Source organism: Xanthomonas sp. LF07-6, assembly GCF_034105445.1.
GTDB lineage: Bacteria > Pseudomonadota > Gammaproteobacteria > Xanthomonadales > Xanthomonadaceae > Xanthomonas_A > Xanthomonas_A sontii.
The window spans coordinates 875,883-897,855 of record NZ_JAXGGI010000001.1; the positions used below are offsets into that span (position 1 = coordinate 875,883).

Sequence of the window (21,973 nt, forward strand, 5' to 3'; positions counted from 1 at the left end):
CATGGCCGCCGACAAGGCGTACAACCCGGATCCGCACGCGCATCCGGGTCTGCACCTGATCGCACTGCTGGAGGCCGGCAAGGGCCTGCTCGCGGTGCTGGCGGCCACGGGGCTGGAACTGATGGGTCCGGCCCCGCTGCGCGCGGGGGTGGACAAGCTGATCGTGCGTTTCAGCCTGGACCCGGACCACGGCGCCCTGCCCTCGCTGCTGACCATGATCAACCCCGGCGCGGTGCACCTGGCCGCCGCCGGCATGCTCGCCTACGGCGTGCTGCACATCATCGAGGCCTGGGGCCTGTGGCGCGCCAAGGCCTGGGCCTCGCTGCTAGGCTGCATCTCCGCGGCGATCTACCTGCCCTTCGACGTCTACGCGATCGTGCGCCACCCCGGCTGGGCGTCGTGGGCGGTGCTGGCGATCAATCTCGCCGTGGTCGGCATCCTCGCCCGCGACCTGGTGCGGCGGCGGCGGCATCCTCCTGCAGCCTAGCCGCACCCCGCGCCGCGGCGGTGCCGGCTTTCTTCAAGCGATATGCGCCTGCCAGTCACCGGTGGGCGCATTCGCGTTCCTGGCATTCGGCGGGCACCGCTGGTGGTCGCGCAGAAAATCCCATCCCACGCCGCATGATCATGCGGCAAGACCGCTCAGCGATCAGCGGGACGCACGTGCCTCGCCCGCTGTCGCATTCACTGCCGGCGCCCCATCCTCCGCACCGGGCGAACGCATCGCCTCCGAATCGCTGGCGCGCACCGGCGGGTGCGACAGCCGCACCGGCTCCGGCGCCACTTCCGCGCGCAGCAGCGGCAACGCGTAGGCATGCTCGCGCACCAGGAAATCCAGCATGCGTTCGCGCACGATGCAACGCAGGTCGAAGGCGTCGCCGGAGTTGCGCGCACTGACCAGCAGGCGCACCTGGATCGTGCGCTCGCTGGTGTCGGTCACCTGGGTCACGCAGACCCGTCCGTCCCACAGTGGCTCGCTCTTGCAGATCCGCTCCAGCTCGGCGCGCACCTGTGCGATCGGCGTGCGGTAGTCCAGCCACAGGAACGCGGTGCCGAGCAGGTCGGCGCTGTTGCGCGTCCAGTTCTGGAACGGGTTCTCGATGAACCAGGTCAGCGGCACCACCATGCGCCGCTCGTCCCAGATCCGCACCACCACGTAGGAACTGCCGATCTCCTCGATGCGGCCCCACTCGCCTTCGACGATGACCACGTCGTCGAGTCGGATCGGCTGGGTCAGCGCGATCTGCAGGCCGGCGATCAGATTGCCGAACACCGGCTTGGCGGCGATACCGGCGACCAGGCCGATGATGCCGGCCGAGGCCAGCAAGGTGGTGCCGATCTGCCGCACCGCCGGGAAGGTCAGCAGCACGATCGAGGTGCCCACCAGGATGATCGTGCCCATCGCCACCCGCGCCAGCACCCGGGTCTGGGTCTGCACGCGGCGTGCGGTGAGGTTGTCCGCCACCTCGATCGGATGGCTGCGCAGGATCGCCGTTTCCAGCGCCGCCACGCCGCGCACCAGCAGCCAGGTCACGCAGCCGATCATGCCGATGTGCAGCAGGTGCTGCAGGTCGGTCAGCGCCTTCTCGTCCAGCGGCGTGGATTCGAGCGCGAAGCTGAGCATCAGCATCGGCAGCAGGAAGGCGACCGGCACGCTGATCACGCGCACGATGCGCGCACGCCGGTAGTCGCGGCCGCGCATGCGCTGGGCGATGCGCAACAGCAGCCACCAGGCCAGAAAACCGAGAATCAGCGCGGCGCCGATCGGCAGCGTATAGGCACGCCAGGGCACCCAATGAAGATCGAGGGTCAAGATGCGCTCCTTTGTCGGGGGGAGGAGTCGCGACAGTCTGGCAGTGGAGGGATTAGCGCGATGTCGAGCACGCGCGGCGGCGCCGGGCGACGGCAGCCGCATGGCATACAGGCGCGCGTGCAAGCGCTTCCGAAAAGCGGCGCATGCCGCTGGCGACGCGAAGCCGATGCGCGGCATCGCACGCAGCGATGCCGCAGCCCTCGGGCCACGGCACGATAATGCGCCGCACGTGCGGCAGCGGCACGCGCCGCGGACTACACCAACCGACTACGCCAGCGGCGTGGCGACGTTGCGCCCGTTCTGCTTGCGCACGATCGCCATCGCGATCTCCAGCGACTGCTCGTAGTTCAGGCGCGGGTCGACGCTGGAACGGTAGGCCCGCTCCAGGTCGCGCTCGGTGAGTTCGCGCGCGCCGCCGGTGCACTCGGTGACGTCCTCACCGGTCAGCTCCAGATGCACGCCGCCCAGGCGGGTGCCGGCCGCGGCGTGGATGTCGAACGACTGCTCCACCTCGCCCAGGACGTTCTGGTAGCGCCGGGTCTTGTAGCCGTTGCTGGTGCTTTCGGTGTTGCCGTGCATCGCATCGCACACCCACAGCACGCGGCGGCCGTCGCGCTTCACCGCGTCCAGCAGCGGCGGCAGCTTCTCGGCGATCTGCGCCGCGCCCATGCGGTGGATGAAGGTCAGCCGGCCCGGCTCGTCTTCCGGATTGAGCACGTCCATCAGGCGCAGCAACTGGTCCGGCTGCGCCGACGGCCCGACCTTGATCGCGATCGGATTGCGGATACCACGGAAGTACTCCACATGCGCGCCGTCCAGCGCCGCGGTGCGCATGCCGATCCACGGATAGTGCGTGCTTAGGTTGAACCAGCCCCACTGCCGCGGGACCTCGCGGGTCAGCGCTTCCTCGTAGGGCAGCAGCAAGGCCTCGTGCGAGGTGTAGAAATCGACGCGGTTGAGGTTGTACAGCTGCGCGCCGGACAGGGTCTCCATGAAGCGCACCGCATCGCCGATCGAGGCCACCATCTTCTGGTAGTCCTCGGCCAGCGGCGAGCAGCCGACCCAGCTCAGGTTCCAGTACTCTGGATGGTGCAGATCGGCGAAGCCGCCGTCGATCAGCGCGCGCACGAAGTTCATGGTCATCGCCGAACGCGAGTGCGCGGTGATCATGCGCCGCGGGTCCGGCACCCGCGCCTGCGCGGTGAACTCCGGGCCATTGACCACGTCGCCGCGGTAGCTGGGCAGGGTCACGCCGTCGCGGGTCTCGGTATCGGCCGAGCGCGGCTTGGCGTACTGCCCGGCGTAGCGACCGACCCGCACCACCGGCAGGCGCAGGCCGTGCACCAGCACCAGACTCATCTGCAGCAGCACCTTGAGCCGGTTGGAGATGGTGCCGGATTCGCAATCGCTGAAGTTCTCCGCGCAATCGCCGCCCTGCAGCAGGAAGCGCTTGCCTTCCTGCGCCTCGGCCAGCTGCTTCTTCAGCGCGAAGATCTCCCAGGAGGTCACCAGCGGCGGCAACTGCCGCAGTTCCGTCAGCGCAGTCTCCAGCGCCTGCGGGTCCGGATACACCGGCATCTGCAGCGCCGGCCTGTCACGCCAACTGGCAGGTGACCAGGACGACGAGGCGGATGCGGACACGGCGGCGGCGGACAGATTCATGAAAGGACTCCTTGGCAGTGTGCGATGTTCGCAGAGCCGGGGCGCGCCGCATAGCGCCGCATACCGGTCACGCTGGCAGCGCCAGGACATGAACGGCAAGCAACATCGCGACGCCACCATGACTTCCGGCCTACGCCGGCGTTTTTGCGAAAGCACACTGTTATTAAGTAACAATTCCTTTCCATTCGGTCCACCTCGCCATGACACCTCGCCCCCTCTCCTCCGCCATCGCCCTGATCCTCCTGCTCGCCCCCGGCCTCGCCCTCGCTGCGGATACCGCCGCCGACAGCAGCGCTGCCGCCGAGCCGACCGTCGATCTCGATCCGGTCACCGTCACCGCCAAGCTGGAAGCCGCGCGCAACGCGCTGTCGCCGGACATCGGCAGCAGCCAGTACGCGATCAGCGCCGAGGACATCGCGCGCCTGCCGCTGGGCGCTTCCACCCCGCTCAACCAGGTGCTGCTGCAGGCACCGGGCGTGGTCCAGGATTCCTATGGCGGCATCCATGTGCGCGGCGACCACGCCAACCTGCAGTACCGCATCAACGGCGTGATGATCCCCGAATCCATCTCCGGCTTCGGCCAGACCCTGGATCCGCGCACGATCAAGAACATCCGCCTGCTCGACGGCGCACTGCCGGCGCAGTTCGGCGACCGCACCGCGGCGGTGGTCGACATCACCACCAAGAACGGCGTGGAACTGGGCAACGGCGGCAGCGTCGGCATCACCGGCGGCTCCTACGGCACGCTCAACCCCAACGCCTCGTGGTGGGGCAGCGACGGCCGCTTCAGCTGGTTCGCCAGCGGCAACTACCTGCAGAACCGCATCGGCATGGAGAACCCGACCGACAGCGACAACCCGATCCACGACAAGACCCACCAGGGCAAGGGCTTCGCCGACCTCAGCTATCTGCTGAACGAGAACACCCGGCTCAGCCTGCTGGTCGGCTACGCCAACAACCGCTTCCAGATCCCCAACAACCCGGGACAGACGCCGGCGTTCACCTACCAGGGCAACAGCACCTTCGATTCGGCGCAGCTCGACGAGAACCAGCGCGAGAACACCCGTTTCGGCACCCTGGTGCTGCAGGGCGCGCTCGGCGACACCAGCTACCAGCTGTCGGCCGGCCAGCGCTACAGCAGCGTCGCCTTCTCCCCGGACATCGCCGGCGACCTGATCTTCAACGGCATCGCCTCGCAGGTGCAGCGCGCCAACCGCGCCAGCACCCTGCAGGCCGACTTCTCCACGCCGTGGGGCAGCACCCACACCTTGCGCTACGGCGTGTACGGCAACTTCGAACACGCCAACGCCAGCAACAACGCCTATGTGTTCCCGGCCAACGACGACGGCAGCCAGAGCAGCGACGTGCCGCTGTTCATTCCCGACAGCAGCCGCTTCCACGCCAGCACCTACGCGGTCTACCTGCAGGACGAATGGCAGCCGAGCGACGCCTGGACCATCAACTACGGCGTGCGCGGCGACCGCTACAAGGCCTTCGGCACCACCGAGGGCCAGCTCAGCCCGCGCCTGGGCGTGGTCTGGCACGCCAGCGACAGCACCACCCTGCACGCCGGCTATGCGCGCTACTTCACCCCGCCGGCCACCGAGCTGATCTCCACCAGCGACATCGCCCTGTACGACGGCACCACCAACCAGCAGTCGGCGGCGGGCGGCCCGACCAAGCCGCTGAGCGAGCGCAGCGACTATTACGACCTGGGCATCTCGCAGATGGTCGGCGACCACCTGACCCTGGGCCTGGACACCTACTACCGCAAGGCCGATCGCCTGCAGGACGAAGGCCAGTTCGGCGCCGCCTACGTCTACTCCACCTTCAACTACCGCTACGGTCGCATCCGCGGCGCCGAGTTCAGCGCCGACTACAGCAACGGCCCGATCAACGCCTACTTCAACGCGGCCTACAGCAAGGCCATGGGCAAGCGGGTGATGACCAGCCTGTACAACTTCGACCCGGATGCGCTGGCCTACGCCTACGACCACTGGATCCACCTGGACCACGACCAGAAGCTGACCTCCTCCGGCGGCATCAACTACGCCCTGGCCGACGACAGCCGCATCGGCGCCGACTACCTGTTCGGCAGCGGCCTGCGCACCGACGCCGACGGCGTGCCCAATGGCGGCGAGCTGCCGGCCTACTTCCAGCTCAACCTCAGCGCCGGCCACGACTTCGCCCTGGCCAGCAGCCACCCGCTGCACGCGCAGCTAGCGGTGCTCAACGTGCTCGACCGCCACTACCAGTTGCGCGACGGCGGCGGCATCGGCGTGTTCGCGCCGCAGTGGGCGCCGCGCCGTGGCGTCTACCTGAGCCTGCAGCAGGACTTCTGAGCAAGTCCCTGACGGCGGCCTGCGGCATGTCGCGCGACGTGCCGCAGGCCACGACACGATGGATGACGGCGGTTGTGGCGGAGTGATGCAAACGCAACGGTGGCCAGGAAGCCGCTACCGATCGGTCGAGGGGCCGCCGCCAATCGCCGGGTAAGATGCATCCGGACCACCCGACCAAGGCACGTCCAGCAGGACAGCGAAGCCGCGCGCCGCGTCGTGGCCGTGGGATCGCCAGCGGAGGCAGCGCCACACGGCACGCCGATCGCACACGAACCGCCACGACGCGTTGCCACGCCCGTCCAGGCAGGTTTCGCACATGCGCCAGCACCTGTTCGCCGCCTTCGCGGCCACCCTTCTCGCCTGCGTTGCGCCATTGCCGGTGCATGCCAAGCGCGTTACGGACTTCCGGATGCCGGTGGTCTTAGAAGGCGTCGGCTACGATCTCGCCGCGCGCGTGTATCGCCCCACGGGCCACGGTCCGTTCCCGCTGATCGTCATCCACCACGGCACGCCCGCGGACAAGCGCAAGCTCGCCGACACCCGCCTCGGCTTCGCCCGCGCCGCGCGCTGGTTCGCCGCCCGTGGCTACATGGTGGTGCTGGCGCTGCGGCCTGGCTACGGCAGTTCCAGCGGCAGCTACCTGGAAGGCGCAGGCAACTGCCACGACGTCGATTTCGTCGTCGCCGGGCGCAGGATCGCGGCGGCCGAGGCGGCAATCGTCGACGCCGCCGCTCGCCTTCCCGACGTGGACCCGCAGCGCATCGTCGTGGTCGGCCAGTCCGCCGGCGGCCTCGGCGCGGTGGCGCTGGCCGATGCGCCGCCACCCGGCGTGCGTGGCGTGATCAGCTTCGCCGGCGGGCGCGGCAGCAACGGCAAGGAGGTCATCTGCGCCGGCGAGGACCGCCTGGTCGAGGCGGAGAAAACCCTGGGCGCGGCGAATATGCTGCCACAGCTATGGCTGTACGCCGAGAACGATCACTTCTTCCGGCGCGACCTGGCGCACCGCATGTACGCCGCCTACCGCGCGGGCTCGACCCCGCCGGTGACCTTCGTCGACCTGCCGCCGTTCGGCGACGATGGCCACAAGAGCTTCGCCCAGGCCGATCCGTCGGTGTGGGCAACACCGGTGGCGGCGTTTCTCGCCCAGGTCCTGCCGAAGGCTGCGAAGGCGCCTGCGCAGGCCGGTCTCGCGCCAGCGATGGAGGCGCCAGCCAAGTAGGTCGGCAGGATCGCAGGGCGACCTGTACGCGACGACAGCGAGCGCCGACGCTTCCCGGCGTGACCGCGGCACCGCCCAGCAACGCTGCCGCCAGGCGCCCGGTCAGGCCGGGCGATCGACGCGCAGCAGGCGCATGCTCAGATCAACGTGCGCTTGCGGCTCTTGAAGCCCGCATACAGCGCGAACACCCCCAGCAACACGAAGCAGATCAGGCACCACATCGGCATCGACAGGCCGAGGAAGCGCCAGTCGATGTTGCCGCAGTCGCCGGTTCCGGTCAGCACCCGGCGCAGCACCTCGAACGGCCCCATGGTCTCGCGCAGGAAACTCAGCGGCGGGCCGCAGGACGCCATCGGGTCCGGGAACAGCTGCACCGAGACATGCTTGGTGGAGATGCCGGCGCCCACGAGCGCGGCCAGGAACGCCAGGACGCCATAAATCTTGCGCCCGCCGGCGCTGCGCGGCCCGTGCAGGGCACCGAGCAGGAACAGCACGCCCAGTGCGGCGAACGCGATGCGCTGGAAGATGCACAGCGGGCACGGCTCGATGCCCAGCTGCAGCTGCACGAAGATCGCATAGCCCAGCAGGGCGGCACAGATCAGAAAGCCGAGCAGGAACTGCGCGCGGAAACCCCAACGTAACGGATTCATCGGACTCGAACTCGCATCGACGATCCACGCATTATCCGCGATCGTGCGCTCCATCACCATGTGTCATGGCGCTGTCCGCCGCCCCAGCCCGCGCCGCGACCGCGCTCTCCCCGTCCCCAAGCCCGACTCCGCGATCCCCCAAAAACAAAAAGCCCGGACATGCCGGGCTTCTTGATGCTGCAGATGCGAACCGATTACTCGGCCACTTCCTCGGCCACGGCCGGGCGATCGACCAGCTCGACGTACGCCATCGGCGCGTTGTCGCCGGCACGGAAGCCGCACTTGAGGATGCGCAGGTAGCCACCCGGGCGCGCCTGGTAGCGCGGGCCCAGCGTGGTGAACAGGGTGCCGACCGCTTCCTTGTCGCGCAGGCGGGCGAACGCCAGGCGGCGGTTGGCGACGTTGTCGACCTTGGCCAGGGTGATCAGCGGCTCGGCGACGCGGCGCAGTTCCTTGGCCTTCGGCAGGGTGGTCTTGATCAGCTCGTGCTTGATCAGCGACGCCGCCATGTTCTTGAACATCGCTTCGCGGTGGGCGCTGGTGCGGCTGAACTTGCGGCCGGATTTCTGGTGACGCATGGGTTGGGATTCCTATGGAAGAGTGTGACTGTTGGAGATCGCTGTCGCCGTCCTGGCGTTGAAAGTGGACTGCGGATGGTCCGTGCCGGCCGTCCCTGACCGGGCGACGCCGCGGGCTTGGCGACCCGTCGACGTGGTGATGCGGATGAAGCGAACGACACGCGGCCGATGCCTTGCGGCACCGGCCGGATGCGCAAAACTCAGCCGAGCATGCCGTGCTGGGCGACGCCGGCCGGCGGCCAGTTCTCCAGCTTCATGCCGAGCGACAGGCCACGCTGGGCCAGCACTTCCTTGATCTCGGTGAGCGACTTCTTGCCCAGGTTCGGGGTCTTGAGCAGCTCGACTTCGGTCTTCTGGATCAGATCGCCGATGTAGTAGATGCTCTCGGCCTTCAGACAGTTGGCCGAACGCACGGTCAGTTCCAGATCGTCGATCGGACGCAGCAGCACCGGATCCACGCCGTTGCTGGCCGGCTTGGCCGCGCCACGGTCGCGATGGGTGAAGTCGCCGAACACCGACAGCTGGTCGCTGAGGATGTCGGCGGCGGTGCGCACGGCTTCCTCGGCATCGATCGTGCCGTTGGTTTCGATGTCCAGGACCAGCTTGTCCAGGTCGGTACGCTGCTCGACGCGGGCCGATTCGACCGCGTAGGCGACGCGGCGCACCGGCGAGAACGAGGCGTCCAGGACCAGGCGACCGATGGTGCGGGTCTCTTCGTCCGGACGGCGGCGCGCGGCGGCCGGCTGATAGCCGAAGCCACGCTCGATCTTCAGACGCATGTTGATCGCCGTGTCCTTGGTCAGGTGGCAGATCACGTGGTCGTTGTTGAGGATCTCGACGTTGTGGTCGGTCTTGATGTCGGCGGCAGTGACCGTGCCCGGCCCCTGCTTGGACAGCGACAGCGTGGCGCTGTCACCGGTATGCATGCGGATGGCCACGTCCTTGAGGTTCAGCAGGACTTCCAGCACGTCCTCCTGCAGCCCTTCGACCGTGGTGTACTCGTGCAGCACGCCGTCGATCTCGACTTCGGTGATCGCGAAGCCGGGAATCGAGGACAGCAGCACGCGACGCAGGGCGTTGCCCAGCGTATGCCCATACCCGCGCTCCAAGGGCTCGATCACGACCTTGGCGCGGTTGTCGGTAAGGCGTTCGATCTGCGGCCCACGCGGGCGCAGAACCTGGTTGGCGGTAACCGTCATGTTGCGGGTTCTCCTGACGAGCCTCCGTGGACCGGAGGCTCTCCGATGTGATTACTTCGAATACAACTCGACGATCAGCGCTTCGTTGATGTCGGCAGGCAGGTCCGCACGGTCCGGCACGGCCTTGAAGATGCCGCTGAACTTCTTCGAATCGACCTCGACCCACGACGGGTTCAGGTCGTGCGTTTCGGCAACGGTCAGCGCTTCCTGCACGCGAAGCTGCTTCTGCGCCTTTTCCGACAGGGCGATCGCGTCGCCGGCCTTGACCTGGTACGAGGCCAGGTTCACCGACTTGCCGTTGACCAGCACGCCGCGGTGCGACACCAGCTGGCGCGCGGCCGGACGGGTGACGGCGAAGCCCATGCGGTAGACGACGTTGTCCAGGCGGGTTTCCAGCAGCTGCAGCAGGTTCTCGCCGGTGTTGCCCTTCTTGGTCGAGGCCTTCTTGTAGTAGTTGCGGAACTGACGCTCCAGCAGACCGTAGATACGCTTGACCTTCTGCTTCTCGCGCAGCTGGGTGGCGTAGTCGGACAGCTTGCCCTTGCGGGCGGTCGCGCCGTGCTGGCCGGGCTTCTGCTCCAGCTTGCACTTGGAGTCCAGCGCACGCGCCGGGCTCTTGAGGGAAAGATCGGCGCCTTCGCGGCGCGCGAGCTTACAGGTAGGACCGATATAACGAGCCATTTCTTATCGCTCCTTTAGACGCGACGCTTCTTCGGCGGACGGCACCCGTTGTGCGGGATCGGCGTCACGTCGATGATGTTGGTGATCTTGTATCCGACGTTGTTCAACGAACGGACGGCGGACTCGCGACCCGGACCCGGGCCCTTGATGCGCACTTCCAGCGACTTCACGCCGTAGTCGAGCGCAGCGCGCCCGGCCTTCTCGGCGGCCACCTGCGCCGCGAACGGCGTGGACTTGCGCGAACCGCGGAAACCGGCGCCACCGGAGGTCGCCCAGGACAACGCATTGCCCTGACGGTCGGTGATGGTCACGATGGTATTGTTGAACGAAGCGTGGACGTGGGCGACGCCGTCGGTGACGACGCGCTTGATCTTCTTCTTGGTCTTTGCTGCTGCGGGCTTAGCCATGTCGGTCCCTTACTTCTTGATCGCCTTGCGCGGACCCTTGCGGGTGCGGGCGTTGGTACGGGTGCGCTGACCGCGCAGGGGCAGGCCACGACGGTGACGCAGGCCGCGGTAGCAGCCCAGGTCCATCAGTCGCTTGATGGCGATGCCGATTTCGCGACGCAGGTCGCCTTCGACGATGTACTTGCCGACTTCGAGACGCAGGCGCTCGATTTCCGGCTCGGACAGGTCGCGGATCTTGGTGGTCGAGGTCACGCCTGCGGCTTCGCAGACCTTCTTCGAACGGGTACGGCCGATGCCGTAGATGCTTTGCAACCCGACCCAGACGTGCTTCTGGGCTGGCAGGTTGACGCCTGCAATACGCGCCATGACGCGGTTCTCCAACTGAGTGATGGCCCGACGGCGCACCACGGCGCCATCCGGCAGGATGGATCAAAAAGTGAACTTGTAAGTCTAGCAAGGTCTCGGGTTACATGGAAGCCCGCGGAACCGCAAGGTTCCGCAAGCCCGGCATGGGGAGTGTGCCCATGCTCCGGCGCCGGACGTCGTTGACAGGGAGAAACCTCCGCCCTGTCGCCCGCGCTACTCCAGCGCAGGACCACCACGTCTCACCCGCGCACGAGACCGCTGCACGGGCCGCCCTTCAAGTCGGAAGACTGCGCCCGGGATCCGGGGGCGTCTTCGCGGAAGGATTCAAACAGTATAGCAATCAACCGCGGGCAAAACCGCCGCCGCGCGAGCCACCCTTGAGGTTGGCCTTCTTCAACAGGCTTTCGTACTGGTGCGACATCAGGTGCGCCTGGATCTGCGCGATGAAGTCCATCACCACCACGACCGCGATCAGCAGCGAGGTGCCGCCGAAGTGGAACGAGGTGCCGAGCTGGGCGCGCATCACTTCCGGCAGCAGGCACACGATCACCAGGTACACCGAGCCGGCCGCAGTCAAGCGGGTCAGCACGCCGTCGACATAGTCGGCGGTGGCCTTGCCCGGACGGATGCCCGGAATCAGCGCGCCGGACTTCTTCAGGTTGTCCGCGGTTTCCTGCGAGTTGAACACCAGCGCGGTATAGAAGAACGCGAAGCCGATGATCAGCGCGGCGAACACGATCATGTGCACCGGCTCGCCCGGGCCCAGCGCGTTGGCGATGCGCTGCAGCCACATACCGAACGTGCTGTTGGAAGCGGCCTGGCCCGACCACATCGACAGCGTCGCCGGGAAGGCGAGGATGCTCGAGGCGAAGATCGGCGGAATCACGCCGGCCATGTTGAGCTTCAGCGGCAGGAACGAGGTCTGGTTCATGTACGCGTTGCGGCCGCCCTGGCGGCGCGCGTAGTTCACCGTGATCCGCCGCTGCCCGCGCTCGACGAACACCACGAACAGGGTGAAGGCGAGGATGGTCAGGACGATCAGCAACAGCGAGATGAAGCTCATGTTGCCGTCGCGGTAGGCTTCCACGGTCTGGATCGCCGCCGCCGGCAGGCCGGCGACGATGCCGGCGAAGATGATCAGCGAGACGCCGTTGCCGATGCCGCGCTCGGTCACCTGCTCGCCGACCCACATCAGGAAGATGGTGCCAGCGGTCAACGCGATCACCGCGGTGAGCACGAAGCCCATGCCGGGGGCGTAGACGACCGGCGCACCGCCCGGTGCAGTCTGGTTCTGCAGCGCCAGGGCGATACTGCCGCCCTGCACCACCGCCAGCAGCACCGCGCCGATGCGCGAATACTGGGTGATCTTGCGCCGGCCCGACTCGCCTTCCTTCTGCATCGCCTTCAGCGACGGAAAGATGTGCGTGGCCAGCTGGATCACGATCGATGCCGAAATGTACGGCATCACGTTCAACGCGAAGATGCTGAAACGGTGCAGGGCGCCGCCCGAGAACATATTGAACATGTCCACGATGCCGCCGCCCTGCGCCTGCATCAGCGCAAGCATGGCTTCGGGATTGACGCCCGGCACCGGCACGTAGCAGCCGATGCGATAGACGATCAATGCGCCGAGAACGAACAACAGGCGCTGGCGAAGTTCCGTGAACTTGCCGAGCCCGCCGCCGAGGTTACCCATGCCAGCCTGCGCCATCTGCGTGTTACTCCTGCACGCTGCCGCCGGCAGCTTCGATTGCCGCCTTGGCACCGGCGGTCGCCGCAACGCCCTTCAGCACGAACTTCTTGGTCAGTTCGCCCTTCAGGACCACCTTGGCCTTCTTCGCGGTGCTCGGGACCAGCTTAGCGGCGCGCAGCGCAGCGAAATCGATCTCGCCAGCCGGCAGGTTGTCGAGCTGGTAGGACAGCACCTCGGCGGTGTCCTTGGCCATCTTCGAACGGAAGCCGATCTTCGGCAGACGGCGCTGCATGGGGGTCTGGCCGCCTTCGAAGCCAGCCTTGATCTTGCCGCCGCCCTTGCGCGCGAACGAACCCTTGTGGCCGCGGCCGGCGGTCTTGCCGAGGCCGGAACCGATGCCGCGACCGACGCGGGTGCGCTCGGTACGCGCGCCCGGCGCGGGCTTCAGATCATTCAGATGCAAAGTCATGGTCGATTACTCCTCAACCTGGACGAGGTACTGAACCTTGTTGATCAGGCCGCGCACTTGCGGGCTGTCCTTCAGTTCGCGCACATCGTTGAGCTTGTTCAGGCCCAGGGCACGCACCGACAGGCGGTGACGCGACTGGGTACCACGCAGGCCGCGCACCAGGCGCACCTTGACGGTCTTGGTGGATTCATTAGCCATGGGTCAGATCCTCCACCTTCTTGCCGCGCTTGGCCGCGATGCGGGCCGGCGACTGCATGTCTTCCAGGCCTCGCAGGGTGGCGCGCACCAGGTTGATCGGGTTGCGCGAACCGACGGCCTTGGCCAGCACGTTCTTCACGCCCACCGCTTCCAGCACGGCGCGCATGGCACCGCCGGCGATCACGCCGGTACCTTCCGAGGCCGGCATCATGAACACGCGCGCCGCGCCGTGGCCGGACTTCACCGGGTGCCACAGGGTGCCGTTGTTCAGATCGATGTTGAGCATGCCCTTGCGCGCATATTCCATCGACTTCTGGATCGCGACCGGCACTTCGCGCGCCTTGCCGTAACCGAAGCCGATCTTGCCGTTGCCGTCGCCGACCACGGTCAGCGCGGTGAAGGTGAACTGGCGACCGCCCTTGACCGTCTTGCTGACGCGGTTGACCGCGACCAGCTTCTCGATCATGCCGTCGTCGACTTTCTCTTCGCGGTTGCGGTCGCGATCACGACCCCGCGGTGCACGCTGTTCTTCAGCCATTGTGATGTCCTTGATAGAGGAAAAGATTTACGGCTTCGTTGCCGCTTGTGGTTGTGGTCTGGAGCCGTGTTCCCCGGACGCGCGCAGAAGGCGCGCCAAGGTCCGATGCAGCCCGCATCGGCGGGACGGACGCGGCATCGCCGCGCCCGCAAGGATCAGAACTGCAGGCCGCCTTCGCGCGCGGCGTCGGCCAGCGCCTTGATGCGGCCGTGGTAGCGGTAGCCCGAACGGTCGAAGGCGACCTTCTCGACGCCCGCGGCCTTGGCGCGCTCGGCGATCAGCTTGCCGACCTTGGCGGCGGCGTCGCTGTTCTTGCCGTTCTTCAGGCCGTCCTTGACGTCAGCCTGCAGGGTGTTCGCCGCGGCGAGGACCTTGGAGCCGTCGGCGGTGAAGACCTGCGCGTACAGGTGCTGGCCGGTGCGCAGCACCGACAGGCGGGCGACGCCGAGCTCGCGGATGTGGGCGCGGGTCGACTTGGCGCGACGCAGGCGGGCGATGTTCTTGTTGATGCTCATGGTATGTGTCCTAGGAAAGCTGAAGGGGAACAGGCTTTTGCAGTGGAGAGTCCGGCCATGGATGGCCGGGCTCCTCGCAGAAGGACCTGCCTTAGGCCTTCTTGGCTTCCTTGCGAATGATGGCTTCACCGGCGTACTTCACACCCTTGCCCTTGTAGGGCTCCGGCGGACGGAAACCGCGGATCTTGGCGGCGACTTCGCCGACGCGCTGCTTGTCGGCGCCCTGCACCAGGATCTCGGTCTGGGTCGGAGCGGCCAGGGTGATGCCTTCCGGCGCGCTGAACACGATCGGGTGCGAGAAACCGAGCGCCAGGCTCAGGTCCTTGCCCTGCATCGTGGCACGGTAGCCGACGCCCACCAGCTCAAGCTTGCGCTCGAAGCCCGCGGACACGCCCTGCACCATGTTCGCCAGGATGGCGCGAACGGTGCCGGTGATGGCGATGTGCGACGGATCGTTCGCCGACAGCGTGGCGACACCGTTTTCCTGCTTGATTTCGACGCCGGCCGGCTTCGGCAGCGACAGGGTGCCTTTCGGGCCCTTGACGCTGACCTGATCGGCCTGGACGGTGAGTTCGACGCCCTTCGGGAGGGAGATCGGCTTCTTGGCTACGCGGGACATGTGAGTACTCCTTCCCTTAGGCCACGAAGCACAGGACTTCGCCACCGACGCCGGCCTGACGGGCCTGCGCATCGGTCATGATGCCCTTGGACGTGGAAATGATGGCAACGCCCAGACCGCCGAGAACCTTCGGCAGCTCGGTCTTGCCGCGATACTGGCGCAGACCCGAACGCGAAACGCGCTTGAGCGTATCAATGACCGGACGGCCCTCGAAATACTTCAGCACGATTTCCAGTTCGGACTTGTTGTTCTCGATCGCGTTGACGCGCAGATCGCTGATGTAGCCTTCGGCCTTCAGCACTTCGGCGATCGCAACCTTGATCTTGGAGGACGGCATCTTCACCGTCGGCTTGCCAACCGCAGCCGCATTCTTGATGCGGACCAGCAGGTCGGCGATGGGATCAGTCATGCTCATGGTGTCTACCTTTGAGTGCACCGATATCCGCTTTCGCGAAAATCTTGTGTGGTGGAGCGGTGGAATGACGCAGGGGGTGAAGCGCGCAACCGCCGGAGGAACCCGCGGCGGCTGCCATACCCGTCCCTGCCGCGAGGCAAGGAGCGGGAGTATACGACAAAAAGTCCGACTTGCGTCGGACTCGTTGTTTGAACGACACGCGGGCGGCTACACCGCCCTGCCCGGCCCCGCGAACGGGACCGGCGCCGCTGGCATTACCAGCTGGCCTTGCGCAGGCCCGGAACGTCGCCGTTCATGGTCGCCTTGCGCAGCATGTTGCGGCCCAGGCCGAACTTGCCGTAGACGCCACGCGGGCGGCCGGACAGTTCGCAACGGGTGCGCTGGCGGCTCGGCGACGAATCGCGCGGCAGCTTCTGCAGCTTGGTCACGGCCTCGGCCTTCTCGTCGTACGAGGCGGTGCCGGAGGCGATGATCTTCTTCAGCGCATCACGCTTGTCGGCGAACTTCTTCGCCAGCTTCTTGCGCTTGATGTCGCGGTTGACCATGGAGGTCTTTGCCATCTGTAAATCCTCGGGATTCGAGATTGGGGATTTGAGATCTGCGGAACTCGGGGTGGCGGGCCTGACGCCCTTCCATCCCGAATCCCGAATCCCGAATCCCGGCGTCAATCAGTTACGGAACGGGAACTTGAACGCTTCGAGCAGCGCCTTGGCTTCGGCGTCGGTCTTGGCGGTGGTGGTGATGGCGATATCCATACCGCGGATCGCGTCGACGGCGTCGAAGTCGATTTCCGGGAAGATGATCTGCTCCTTCACGCCCATGTTGAAGTTGCCGCGGCCGTCGAACGAACGCCCCGAGACACCACGGAAGTCGCGCACGCGCGGCAGCGAGATGTTGATCAGGCGGTCCAGGAACTCGTACATCTTGGCGCGACGCAGCGTGGTCTTGCAGCCGATCGGCCAACCATCGCGGATCTTGAACGACGCCACCGAGATGCGCGACTTGGTCACCACCGGCTTCTGGCCGGAGACCTTGGCCATGTCGGCGACAGCGTTTTCCAGGATCTTCTTGTTCGTCGCGGCTTCGCCCACGCCCATGTTCAGCGTGACCTTGACCAGCTTCGGCACTTCCATCGGATTGGTGTAACCGAACTTCTTCATCAGAGCCGGTACCACTTCTTCCTTGTAGATCTTTTCGAGACGGGAAGTCATTGTGTCATTCCTCAGGCGTCGAGCGCCTCACCGCTGGAGCGGAACACACGCAGTTTGCGTCCATCCTCCAGCACCTTGAAGCCAACGCGGTCGCCCTTGCCCGTCGCCGGGTTGACGATCGCCACGTTGGAAATATGGATCGACGCTTCGCGCTCGACCACGCCGCCGGCGACGCCCGCCTGCGGGTTCGGCTTGGTGTGGCGCTTGACGATGTTCGCGTTGGAGACGACCACGCGGTCGCCGTCGACGCGGACGACTTCGCCCTGCTTGCCCTTGTCCTTGCCGGTGGTGACGACGACCTGGTCGCCCTTCTTGATACGGTTAGCCATGTGTATGTCCTCCGCTCACAGCACTTCGGGAGCGAGCGAGACGATCTTCATGAACTTCTCGGACCGCAGCTCGCGGGTCACAGGCCCGAAGATGCGCGTGCCGATCGGCTCCTGCTTGTTGTTGAGCAACACCGCGGCGTTGCCGTCGAAGCGGATCAACGAACCGTCCGGACGACGCACACCCTTGCGGGTACGCACGACGACGGCGTCGTAGACTTCGCCCTTCTTGACCTTGCCGCGCGGGATCGCGTCCTTGACGGTGACCTTGATGATGTCGCCAATGTGCGCGTAGCGGCGCTTGGAGCCGCCGAGCACCTTGATGCACATCACTTCCTTGGCACCGGAATTGTCGGCGACGTCGAGGTAGCTCTGCATCTGGATCATGATTCAGATCTCCCTTATTCGGCCGCGCGGGTGACGATTTCCACCACCCGCCAGTTCTTGGTCTTGGACATCGGCGCAATCTCGGTCACGCGCACGACATCGCCTTCGTTGCAGGCGTTGTCGGCGTCGTGGGCGTGGAGCTTGGTCGAGCGCTTGATGTACTTGCCGTACAGCGCATGCTTGACCTGACGCTCCACCAGCACGGTGACGGTCTTGTCCATCTTGTTGCTGACCACACGGCCTTCGACCGTGCGCAGCGTCTTGCTTTCGTTATTGTCGCTCATCGCGGCCATCCTTACTTCGTGCTGCCGAGCAGGTGCTTGACGCGAGCGATCTCGCGGCGCACCCGGCGGGTTTCGTGAGTCTTCGGCAGCTGCCCGGTGACCTGCTGCATGCGCAGGGCGAACTGCTCCTTGCGCAGATCGGTCAGGTGGGCCTTCAGATCGTCGGCCGACTTCTCGCGGAGTTGTTTGATGTCCATCAGCGTACCGTCCGGGTCACGAAGGTGGTGGTCACCGAAAGCTTGGCAGCGGCCAGGCGGAACGCCTCGCGCGCGACATCTTCGCCGACGCCTTCGATTTCATAGATCATGCGACCGGGCTGGATCTGCGCGACCCAGTACTCGACGTTACCCTTACCGGAGCCCATTCGCACTTCGATCGGCTTCTTGGTGATCGGCTTGTCCGGGAACACGCGGATCCACATCTTGCCGCCGCGCTTGACGTAGCGGCTGATCGAGCGGCGCGCCGCCTCGATCTGGCGCGCGGTCAGCTGACCGTGCGCCGTGGCCTTCAGCCCGTACTCGCCGAAGCTGACGGCGTTTCCGCTCCATGCCAGGCCGTCGTTACGACCCTTGTGCATCTTGCGGTATTTGGTTCGCTTGGGTTGCAACATTGCCGTTACCTCGCTTCACGGGCCGGACGCGACGGACGGTCGCCACGGTCGCCGCGATCATTACGATCGTTGCGCGGGGAATCGTCCTGCTTTTCCTGGCCAACCTGGGAGAAATCGAAGATCTCGCCCTTGTAGATCCAGACCTTGATGCCGATGATGCCGTAGGTCGTCTTGGCTTCAGCGAAGCCGTAGTCGATGTCGGCACGCAGCGTGTGCAGCGGCACGCGGCCCTCGCGGTACCACTCGGAACGGGCGATTTCCGCACCGTTCAGACGGCCGGCGACGTTGACCTTGATGCCCAGGGCACCCAGGCGCATCGCGTTGCCGACCGAGCGCTTCATCGCGCGGCGGAACATGATGCGACGCTCCAGCTGCTGCGCGATCGACTCGGCGACCAGCTGCGCGTCCAGCTCCGGCTTGCGCACTTCGGTGACGTTGATGTGGGCGGGGACGCCCATCATCTCGCTCACTTCCTTGCGCAGCTTCTCGATGTCCTCACCACGCTTGCCGATCACCACGCCCGGACGGGCGGTGTGGATCGTCACGCGCGCGGTCTTGGCCGGACGCTCGATCAGGATCTTGCTGATGCCCGCCTGCGCCAGCTTCTTGCGCAGCATTTCGCGGACCTTGAGGTCGGCTGCCAGGTAACCGGCGAACTCGGCCTTGTTGGCGTACCACTTGGAATTCCAGTCCTTGGCGATACCCAGGCGGATTCCGATCGGATGAACTTTATGACCCATCGTCTTTTCCTTTCCGCTTACTTGGCGGCGCCCACAACCACAGTGATGTGGCTGGTGCGCTTGAGGATGCGGGTACCGCGGCCTTTCGCCCGCGCCATGAAACGCTTCAGGGTCGGACCTTCATCAACCATGATGGTCTTGACCTTCAGCTCGTCGACATCCGCGCCCTGGTTGTTCTCGGCATTGGCGATCGCCGACTCCACCACCTTCTTGATCAGGTGGGCAGCCTTCTTGTCCGAGAACTTCAGCAGGTTGACCGCCCGCTCGGCGGAAAGACCACGGACCTGGTCGGCGACCAGGCGGGCCTTCTGCGGGGAGATGCGCGCGGTGCGCAGGATTGCTTTCGCTTCCATCGTCATCTCTCCTTACCGGCCCGACTTCTTGTCGCCACCGTGACCCTTGAAGGTCCGGGTGACGGCAAATTCGCCGAGCTTGTGGCCGACCATGTTCTCGTTGACCAGCACCGGAACGTGGTTCTTGCCGTTATGCACGGCGATGGTGAAACCCACCATCTCCGGCAGGATCATCGAGCGACGCGACCAAGTCTTGATCGGACGCTTGCTACCGGCCGCGGCCTCCACCTTCTTGACGAGGTGGTGATCGACGAACGGGCCCTTCTTGAGTGAACGTGCCATGGTCGATTAGCCCCTACGATCGCGGACGATGAATTGTTCGGTGCGCTTGTTATGGCGCGTCTTGTAACCCTTGGTCGGGACACCCCACGGGGTGACCGGATGCGGATTACCCTGACCGGCCTTCGCCTCACCACCACCGTGCGGGTGGTCGACCGGGTTCATGGCCGCACCGCGAACGGTCGGACGCACGCCGCGCCAGCGCTTGGCGCCCGCCTTGCCCAGCTTCTCGAGGTTGTGCTCGTCGTTGCCGACTTCGCCGATGGTGGCGCGGCACTCGGACGGCACCTTGCGCATTTCGCCGGAGCGCAGACGCAAGGTGGCGTAGATGCCTTCACGCGCGACCAGCTGCACCGCGGCGCCGGCGGCACGCGCGATCTGCGCGCCCTTGCCCGGCTTCAGCTCGATCCCGTGGACGGTGGTACCGACCGGGATGTTGCGCAGCGGCAGGGTGTTGCCGGTCTTGATCGGCGCATCCGAACCCGCGATCACCTGGTCGCCGGCCTTCAGGCCCTTCGGCGCGATGATGTAGCGGCGCTCGCCGTCGGCGTAGCACAGCAGGGCGATATGGGCGGTGCGGTTGGGATCGTATTCGATCCGCTCCACGCGCGCCGGGATACCTTCCTTGTTGCGCTTGAAGTCGATGACGCGGTAGTGCTGCTTGTGGCCACCGCCGACGTGGCGGGTGGTGATGCGGCCGTGGTGGTTACGACCACCGGACTTGCTCTGCTTTTCCACCAGTGCAGCGTGCGGGGCGCCCTTGTGCAGATCGGGCGTGACCACGCGCACGGCCGAACGACGGCCTGCGGAGGTGGGCTTGAATTTCATCAATGGCATGGGATGTACCTCAGGCCTTGGCCGTTACGTCGATGGACTGGCCTTCGGCCAGACGCACGTACGCCTTGCGCCAATCGCCGCGACGACCGCTGCGCGAACGGAAGGACTTGTTCTTGCCCTTGACGTTCAACACGTTGACCGACTCGACCTTGACGTCGAACAGCTGCTCGACCGCGGCCTTGACATCGGCCTTGGTGGCTTCGTTCGAAATCTCGAAGACGTACTGATTGGAGAGTTCCTGCAGGCGCGCGGTCTTTTCGGAGACACGCGGAGCGCGCAGCACGCTGAAGATTTTTTCGTTGCTGCTCATGCCAGCCACTCCTCGACCTTCTTGACCGCATCGGCGGTGATCACGACCGTGTCGGCCCCGACCAGCGACACCGGATCCAGGCCCTGCACGTCGCGCACTTCCACGTAGGGAAGGTTGCGGGCCGACAGGTACAGATGCTCGGACGCTTCTTCGGTCACGATCAGCGGGCGCTTGCCCACTTCCAGACCCTTCAGCTTCTCGACCAGGCCCTTGGTCTTGCTGGCCTCGACGTCGAACGCGTCGACGACCATCAGGCGGCCCTGACGGTTCAGTTCCGAGAGGATCGCGCAGATGGCCGCGCGGTACATCTTGCGGTTGACCTTCTGCTCGAAGCTGCGCGGCTTGGCCGCGAAGGTCACGCCACCGCCGACGAAGATCGGAGCGGTCAGCGCGCCGTGGCGAGCGCCACCGCCCTTCTGCTTCTTCGACTTCTTGGTGGTGCCGTTGACTTCCGAACGCGTCTTCTGCGCCTTGGTGCCGGCGCGGCCGGCGTTGCGATAGGCGACGACGACCTGGTGAACCAGATCTTCGCTGAAATCGCGGCCGAACACGGCGTCGGAGACCGAGACCTTGTTGTTGCTACCCGTGATAACGAGTTCCATCGTCATCTCTCCTTATGCCTTGCTAGCCGGACGCACGATCACGTCGCCACCGGCAGCGCCAGGCACAGCGCCGCGAATGGCGATCAGGCCACGCTCGACGTCGACCTTGACCACTTCCAGATTCTGCGTGCTCTGCTGCACCGCGCCCATGTGGCCGGACATCTTCTTGCCCGGGAAAACGCGACCCGGGGTCTGGCGCTGACCCAGCGAACCCGGCGCGCGATGCGACAGCGAGTTACCGTGAGTGGCATCGCCCATGCGGAAGTTGTGCCGCTTGATGGTGCCCTGGAAGCCCTTGCCCTTGGTGACGCCCTGGACGTCGACCTTCTGGCCGACAGCGAAGATGTCCGCCTTGATTTCGCCGCCGACGGCGAACTCGCCCAGCTGCGCGTCCTCGACGCGGAACTCCCACAGGCCGCGACCCGCTTCGACCTTCGCCTTGGCGAAATGGCCGGACGCCGGCTTGTTGACCAGCGCGGCGCGACGGGCGCCCACGGTGATCTGCACGGCGCTGTAGCCGTCGGCTTCGACGGTCTTGAGCTGGGTGATGCGGTTCGGGGTCGCTTCGATCAGGGTGACCGGGATGGAGCGGCCGTCTTCGGTGAAGACGCGGCTCATGCCGGCCTTGCGGCCCACGAAGCCCAACGAATACTTCTTCGTCATGGTCGTA

32 protein-coding genes are annotated in these 21,973 nt (G+C 65.9%); 3 read left to right on the forward strand and 29 right to left on the reverse strand.

Going from position 1 to position 21,973, the window contains the following annotated elements; translation table 11 throughout:
- Position 1 precedes the first annotated feature (1 nt).
- Positions 2 to 487: a DUF2127 domain-containing protein gene (locus SLW56_RS03690; protein WP_017913015.1), complete on the forward strand. Its 486-nt coding sequence runs from the start codon at positions 2 to 4 to the stop codon at positions 485 to 487.
- Positions 488 to 649: 162 nt separating this feature from the next.
- On the opposite strand, the gene SLW56_RS03695 is transcribed toward SLW56_RS03690, so the two are convergent.
- Positions 650 to 1,813, reverse strand: coding sequence for a mechanosensitive ion channel domain-containing protein (locus SLW56_RS03695; protein WP_026143871.1), 1,164 nt, complete (start codon positions 1,811 to 1,813; stop codon positions 650 to 652).
- A 267-nt stretch (positions 1,814 to 2,080) separates the two neighbouring features.
- Positions 2,081 to 3,475: a 3-deoxy-7-phosphoheptulonate synthase class II gene (locus tag SLW56_RS03700; protein WP_043093024.1), complete on the reverse strand. Its 1,395-nt coding sequence runs from the start codon at positions 3,473 to 3,475 to the stop codon at positions 2,081 to 2,083.
- 200 nt (positions 3,476 to 3,675) lie between these two features.
- Between SLW56_RS03700 and SLW56_RS03705 the strand changes: the two genes are divergently transcribed.
- Together SLW56_RS03705 and SLW56_RS03710 are read left to right on the forward strand one after the other, a co-directional pair.
- Positions 3,676 to 5,817: a TonB-dependent receptor gene (locus SLW56_RS03705; protein WP_320694362.1), complete on the forward strand. Its 2,142-nt coding sequence runs from the start codon at positions 3,676 to 3,678 to the stop codon at positions 5,815 to 5,817.
- Positions 5,818 to 6,133: 316 nt separating this feature from the next.
- Positions 6,134 to 7,036: a CocE/NonD family hydrolase gene (locus SLW56_RS03710; RefSeq protein WP_320694363.1), complete on the forward strand. Its 903-nt coding sequence runs from the start codon at positions 6,134 to 6,136 to the stop codon at positions 7,034 to 7,036.
- Between the two features lie 137 nt (positions 7,037 to 7,173).
- On the opposite strand, the gene SLW56_RS03715 is transcribed toward SLW56_RS03710, so the two are convergent.
- The 27 genes from SLW56_RS03715 to rplC form a co-directional block, all read right to left on the reverse strand.
- Positions 7,174 to 7,686, reverse strand: coding sequence for a disulfide bond formation protein B (locus SLW56_RS03715; protein WP_152237238.1), 513 nt, complete (start codon positions 7,684 to 7,686; stop codon positions 7,174 to 7,176).
- Between the two features lie 194 nt (positions 7,687 to 7,880).
- Entirely contained in the window at positions 7,881 to 8,264 is a 384-nt protein-coding gene (gene rplQ / locus SLW56_RS03720) for a 50S ribosomal protein L17 (RefSeq protein WP_010340456.1), read from the reverse strand.
- 200 nt (positions 8,265 to 8,464) lie between these two features.
- Positions 8,465 to 9,463 carry a DNA-directed RNA polymerase subunit alpha gene (rpoA, locus tag SLW56_RS03725; protein WP_010340455.1) on the reverse strand — a complete coding sequence of 333 codons (999 nt, stop codon included), beginning with the start codon at positions 9,461 to 9,463 and terminating at the stop codon, positions 8,465 to 8,467.
- 51 nt (positions 9,464 to 9,514) lie between these two features.
- Complete coding sequence (rpsD, locus tag SLW56_RS03730; protein ID WP_010340454.1) at positions 9,515 to 10,144, reverse strand: 30S ribosomal protein S4; 630 nt, start codon at positions 10,142 to 10,144, stop codon at positions 9,515 to 9,517.
- 14 nt (positions 10,145 to 10,158) lie between these two features.
- Complete coding sequence (rpsK, locus tag SLW56_RS03735) at positions 10,159 to 10,551, reverse strand: 30S ribosomal protein S11 (RefSeq protein WP_003470632.1); 393 nt, start codon at positions 10,549 to 10,551, stop codon at positions 10,159 to 10,161.
- A 9-nt stretch (positions 10,552 to 10,560) separates the two neighbouring features.
- Positions 10,561 to 10,917, reverse strand: coding sequence for a 30S ribosomal protein S13 (gene rpsM / locus SLW56_RS03740; RefSeq protein WP_010340453.1), 357 nt, complete (start codon positions 10,915 to 10,917; stop codon positions 10,561 to 10,563).
- A gap of 340 nt (positions 10,918 to 11,257) precedes the next feature.
- The gene (gene secY / locus SLW56_RS03745) at positions 11,258 to 12,628 is read right to left on the reverse strand and encodes a preprotein translocase subunit SecY (RefSeq protein ID WP_026143874.1); all 1,371 of its coding nucleotides are present in this window, start codon (positions 12,626 to 12,628) and stop codon (positions 11,258 to 11,260) included.
- A gap of 7 nt (positions 12,629 to 12,635) precedes the next feature.
- Positions 12,636 to 13,079 (reverse strand): 50S ribosomal protein L15, encoded by a 444-nt coding sequence (gene rplO / locus SLW56_RS03750; RefSeq protein WP_010340451.1) that lies wholly within the window; start codon positions 13,077 to 13,079, stop codon positions 12,636 to 12,638.
- Between the two features lie 6 nt (positions 13,080 to 13,085).
- On the reverse strand, positions 13,086 to 13,277 hold the full coding sequence (gene rpmD / locus SLW56_RS03755; RefSeq protein WP_010340450.1) for a 50S ribosomal protein L30: 192 nt from the start codon (positions 13,275 to 13,277) through the stop codon (positions 13,086 to 13,088).
- Entirely contained in the window at positions 13,270 to 13,815 is a 546-nt protein-coding gene (gene rpsE, locus SLW56_RS03760) for a 30S ribosomal protein S5 (RefSeq protein ID WP_010340449.1), read from the reverse strand. Before rpsE ends, rpmD begins: the two co-directional genes overlap by 8 nt.
- A gap of 155 nt (positions 13,816 to 13,970) precedes the next feature.
- Positions 13,971 to 14,330 carry a 50S ribosomal protein L18 gene (rplR, locus tag SLW56_RS03765; RefSeq protein ID WP_010340448.1) on the reverse strand — a complete coding sequence of 120 codons (360 nt, stop codon included), beginning with the start codon at positions 14,328 to 14,330 and terminating at the stop codon, positions 13,971 to 13,973.
- Positions 14,331 to 14,421: 91 nt separating this feature from the next.
- Positions 14,422 to 14,949 carry a 50S ribosomal protein L6 gene (gene rplF, locus SLW56_RS03770; RefSeq protein ID WP_017908703.1) on the reverse strand — a complete coding sequence of 176 codons (528 nt, stop codon included), beginning with the start codon at positions 14,947 to 14,949 and terminating at the stop codon, positions 14,422 to 14,424.
- A gap of 16 nt (positions 14,950 to 14,965) precedes the next feature.
- Positions 14,966 to 15,364: a 30S ribosomal protein S8 gene (gene rpsH, locus SLW56_RS03775; protein WP_010340446.1), complete on the reverse strand. Its 399-nt coding sequence runs from the start codon at positions 15,362 to 15,364 to the stop codon at positions 14,966 to 14,968.
- 254 nt (positions 15,365 to 15,618) lie between these two features.
- Entirely contained in the window at positions 15,619 to 15,924 is a 306-nt protein-coding gene (gene rpsN / locus SLW56_RS03780; protein ID WP_010341607.1) for a 30S ribosomal protein S14, read from the reverse strand.
- A gap of 108 nt (positions 15,925 to 16,032) precedes the next feature.
- On the reverse strand, positions 16,033 to 16,575 hold the full coding sequence (rplE, locus tag SLW56_RS03785; RefSeq protein WP_010341606.1) for a 50S ribosomal protein L5: 543 nt from the start codon (positions 16,573 to 16,575) through the stop codon (positions 16,033 to 16,035).
- Between the two features lie 11 nt (positions 16,576 to 16,586).
- A complete protein-coding gene (rplX, locus tag SLW56_RS03790) occupies positions 16,587 to 16,904 on the reverse strand; it encodes a 50S ribosomal protein L24 (RefSeq protein ID WP_043093029.1) in 318 nt (105 codons plus the stop codon).
- A 15-nt stretch (positions 16,905 to 16,919) separates the two neighbouring features.
- Positions 16,920 to 17,288, reverse strand: a complete 369-nt coding sequence (rplN, locus tag SLW56_RS03795; protein ID WP_003486699.1) for a 50S ribosomal protein L14 — start codon at positions 17,286 to 17,288, stop codon at positions 16,920 to 16,922.
- 14 nt (positions 17,289 to 17,302) lie between these two features.
- Positions 17,303 to 17,572: a 30S ribosomal protein S17 gene (gene rpsQ / locus SLW56_RS03800; protein WP_010341599.1), complete on the reverse strand. Its 270-nt coding sequence runs from the start codon at positions 17,570 to 17,572 to the stop codon at positions 17,303 to 17,305.
- Between the two features lie 11 nt (positions 17,573 to 17,583).
- The gene (gene rpmC / locus SLW56_RS03805) at positions 17,584 to 17,769 is read right to left on the reverse strand and encodes a 50S ribosomal protein L29 (RefSeq protein WP_010341597.1); all 186 of its coding nucleotides are present in this window, start codon (positions 17,767 to 17,769) and stop codon (positions 17,584 to 17,586) included.
- Positions 17,769 to 18,182 (reverse strand): 50S ribosomal protein L16, encoded by a 414-nt coding sequence (rplP, locus tag SLW56_RS03810; protein WP_003470657.1) that lies wholly within the window; start codon positions 18,180 to 18,182, stop codon positions 17,769 to 17,771. The genes rpmC and rplP overlap by 1 nt, the downstream gene beginning before the upstream one ends.
- A 5-nt stretch (positions 18,183 to 18,187) precedes the next feature.
- Positions 18,188 to 18,922, reverse strand: a complete 735-nt coding sequence (gene rpsC / locus SLW56_RS03815) for a 30S ribosomal protein S3 (RefSeq protein WP_010341595.1) — start codon at positions 18,920 to 18,922, stop codon at positions 18,188 to 18,190.
- 17 nt (positions 18,923 to 18,939) lie between these two features.
- Positions 18,940 to 19,275, reverse strand: coding sequence for a 50S ribosomal protein L22 (gene rplV, locus SLW56_RS03820; RefSeq protein WP_003470663.1), 336 nt, complete (start codon positions 19,273 to 19,275; stop codon positions 18,940 to 18,942).
- Positions 19,276 to 19,287: 12 nt separating this feature from the next.
- A complete protein-coding gene (gene rpsS / locus SLW56_RS03825; protein WP_010341594.1) occupies positions 19,288 to 19,557 on the reverse strand; it encodes a 30S ribosomal protein S19 in 270 nt (89 codons plus the stop codon).
- Between the two features lie 6 nt (positions 19,558 to 19,563).
- Positions 19,564 to 20,391: a 50S ribosomal protein L2 gene (gene rplB, locus SLW56_RS03830; RefSeq protein WP_010341593.1), complete on the reverse strand. Its 828-nt coding sequence runs from the start codon at positions 20,389 to 20,391 to the stop codon at positions 19,564 to 19,566.
- 10 nt (positions 20,392 to 20,401) lie between these two features.
- Positions 20,402 to 20,701 carry a 50S ribosomal protein L23 gene (rplW, locus tag SLW56_RS03835; RefSeq protein ID WP_010341592.1) on the reverse strand — a complete coding sequence of 100 codons (300 nt, stop codon included), beginning with the start codon at positions 20,699 to 20,701 and terminating at the stop codon, positions 20,402 to 20,404.
- Positions 20,698 to 21,303 carry a 50S ribosomal protein L4 gene (gene rplD, locus SLW56_RS03840; protein ID WP_010341591.1) on the reverse strand — a complete coding sequence of 202 codons (606 nt, stop codon included), beginning with the start codon at positions 21,301 to 21,303 and terminating at the stop codon, positions 20,698 to 20,700. Before rplD ends, rplW begins: the two co-directional genes overlap by 4 nt.
- A 12-nt stretch (positions 21,304 to 21,315) precedes the next feature.
- Positions 21,316 to 21,966 carry a 50S ribosomal protein L3 gene (rplC, locus tag SLW56_RS03845; protein WP_010341590.1) on the reverse strand — a complete coding sequence of 217 codons (651 nt, stop codon included), beginning with the start codon at positions 21,964 to 21,966 and terminating at the stop codon, positions 21,316 to 21,318.
- Positions 21,967 to 21,973 lie beyond the last annotated feature (7 nt).

Coding starts and splice junctions, on each gene's coding strand:
- SLW56_RS03690 (WP_017913015.1), top strand. CDS start 2: ATGGCCGCCGACAAGGCGTACAACCCGGATCCGCACGCGCATCCGGGT.
- SLW56_RS03700 (WP_043093024.1), bottom strand. CDS start 3,475: ATGAATCTGTCCGCCGCCGCCGTGTCCGCATCCGCCTCGTCGTCCTGG.
- SLW56_RS03705 (WP_320694362.1), top strand. CDS start 3,676: ATGACACCTCGCCCCCTCTCCTCCGCCATCGCCCTGATCCTCCTGCTC.
- SLW56_RS03710 (WP_320694363.1), top strand. CDS start 6,134: ATGCGCCAGCACCTGTTCGCCGCCTTCGCGGCCACCCTTCTCGCCTGC.
- SLW56_RS03715 (WP_152237238.1), bottom strand. CDS start 7,686: ATGAATCCGTTACGTTGGGGTTTCCGCGCGCAGTTCCTGCTCGGCTTT.
- rplQ (WP_010340456.1), bottom strand. CDS start 8,264: ATGCGTCACCAGAAATCCGGCCGCAAGTTCAGCCGCACCAGCGCCCAC.
- rpoA (WP_010340455.1), bottom strand. CDS start 9,463: ATGACGGTTACCGCCAACCAGGTTCTGCGCCCGCGTGGGCCGCAGATC.
- rpsD (WP_010340454.1), bottom strand. CDS start 10,144: ATGGCTCGTTATATCGGTCCTACCTGTAAGCTCGCGCGCCGCGAAGGC.
- rpsK (WP_003470632.1), bottom strand. CDS start 10,551: ATGGCTAAGCCCGCAGCAGCAAAGACCAAGAAGAAGATCAAGCGCGTC.
- rpsM (WP_010340453.1), bottom strand. CDS start 10,917: ATGGCGCGTATTGCAGGCGTCAACCTGCCAGCCCAGAAGCACGTCTGG.
- secY (WP_026143874.1), bottom strand. CDS start 12,628: ATGGCGCAGGCTGGCATGGGTAACCTCGGCGGCGGGCTCGGCAAGTTC.
- rplO (WP_010340451.1), bottom strand. CDS start 13,079: ATGACTTTGCATCTGAATGATCTGAAGCCCGCGCCGGGCGCGCGTACC.
- rpmD (WP_010340450.1), bottom strand. CDS start 13,277: ATGGCTAATGAATCCACCAAGACCGTCAAGGTGCGCCTGGTGCGCGGC.
- rpsE (WP_010340449.1), bottom strand. CDS start 13,815: ATGGCTGAAGAACAGCGTGCACCGCGGGGTCGTGATCGCGACCGCAAC.
- rplR (WP_010340448.1), bottom strand. CDS start 14,330: ATGAGCATCAACAAGAACATCGCCCGCCTGCGTCGCGCCAAGTCGACC.
- rplF (WP_017908703.1), bottom strand. CDS start 14,949: ATGTCCCGCGTAGCCAAGAAGCCGATCTCCCTCCCGAAGGGCGTCGAA.
- rpsH (WP_010340446.1), bottom strand. CDS start 15,364: ATGAGCATGACTGATCCCATCGCCGACCTGCTGGTCCGCATCAAGAAT.
- rpsN (WP_010341607.1), bottom strand. CDS start 15,924: ATGGCAAAGACCTCCATGGTCAACCGCGACATCAAGCGCAAGAAGCTG.
- rplE (WP_010341606.1), bottom strand. CDS start 16,575: ATGACTTCCCGTCTCGAAAAGATCTACAAGGAAGAAGTGGTACCGGCT.
- rplX (WP_043093029.1), bottom strand. CDS start 16,904: ATGGCTAACCGTATCAAGAAGGGCGACCAGGTCGTCGTCACCACCGGC.
- rplN (WP_003486699.1), bottom strand. CDS start 17,288: ATGATCCAGATGCAGAGCTACCTCGACGTCGCCGACAATTCCGGTGCC.
- rpsQ (WP_010341599.1), bottom strand. CDS start 17,572: ATGAGCGACAATAACGAAAGCAAGACGCTGCGCACGGTCGAAGGCCGT.
- rpmC (WP_010341597.1), bottom strand. CDS start 17,769: ATGGACATCAAACAACTCCGCGAGAAGTCGGCCGACGATCTGAAGGCC.
- rplP (WP_003470657.1), bottom strand. CDS start 18,182: ATGTTGCAACCCAAGCGAACCAAATACCGCAAGATGCACAAGGGTCGT.
- rpsC (WP_010341595.1), bottom strand. CDS start 18,922: ATGGGTCATAAAGTTCATCCGATCGGAATCCGCCTGGGTATCGCCAAG.
- rplV (WP_003470663.1), bottom strand. CDS start 19,275: ATGGAAGCGAAAGCAATCCTGCGCACCGCGCGCATCTCCCCGCAGAAG.
- rpsS (WP_010341594.1), bottom strand. CDS start 19,557: ATGGCACGTTCACTCAAGAAGGGCCCGTTCGTCGATCACCACCTCGTC.
- rplB (WP_010341593.1), bottom strand. CDS start 20,391: ATGCCATTGATGAAATTCAAGCCCACCTCCGCAGGCCGTCGTTCGGCC.
- rplW (WP_010341592.1), bottom strand. CDS start 20,701: ATGAGCAGCAACGAAAAAATCTTCAGCGTGCTGCGCGCTCCGCGTGTC.
- rplD (WP_010341591.1), bottom strand. CDS start 21,303: ATGGAACTCGTTATCACGGGTAGCAACAACAAGGTCTCGGTCTCCGAC.
- rplC (WP_010341590.1), bottom strand. CDS start 21,966: ATGACGAAGAAGTATTCGTTGGGCTTCGTGGGCCGCAAGGCCGGCATG.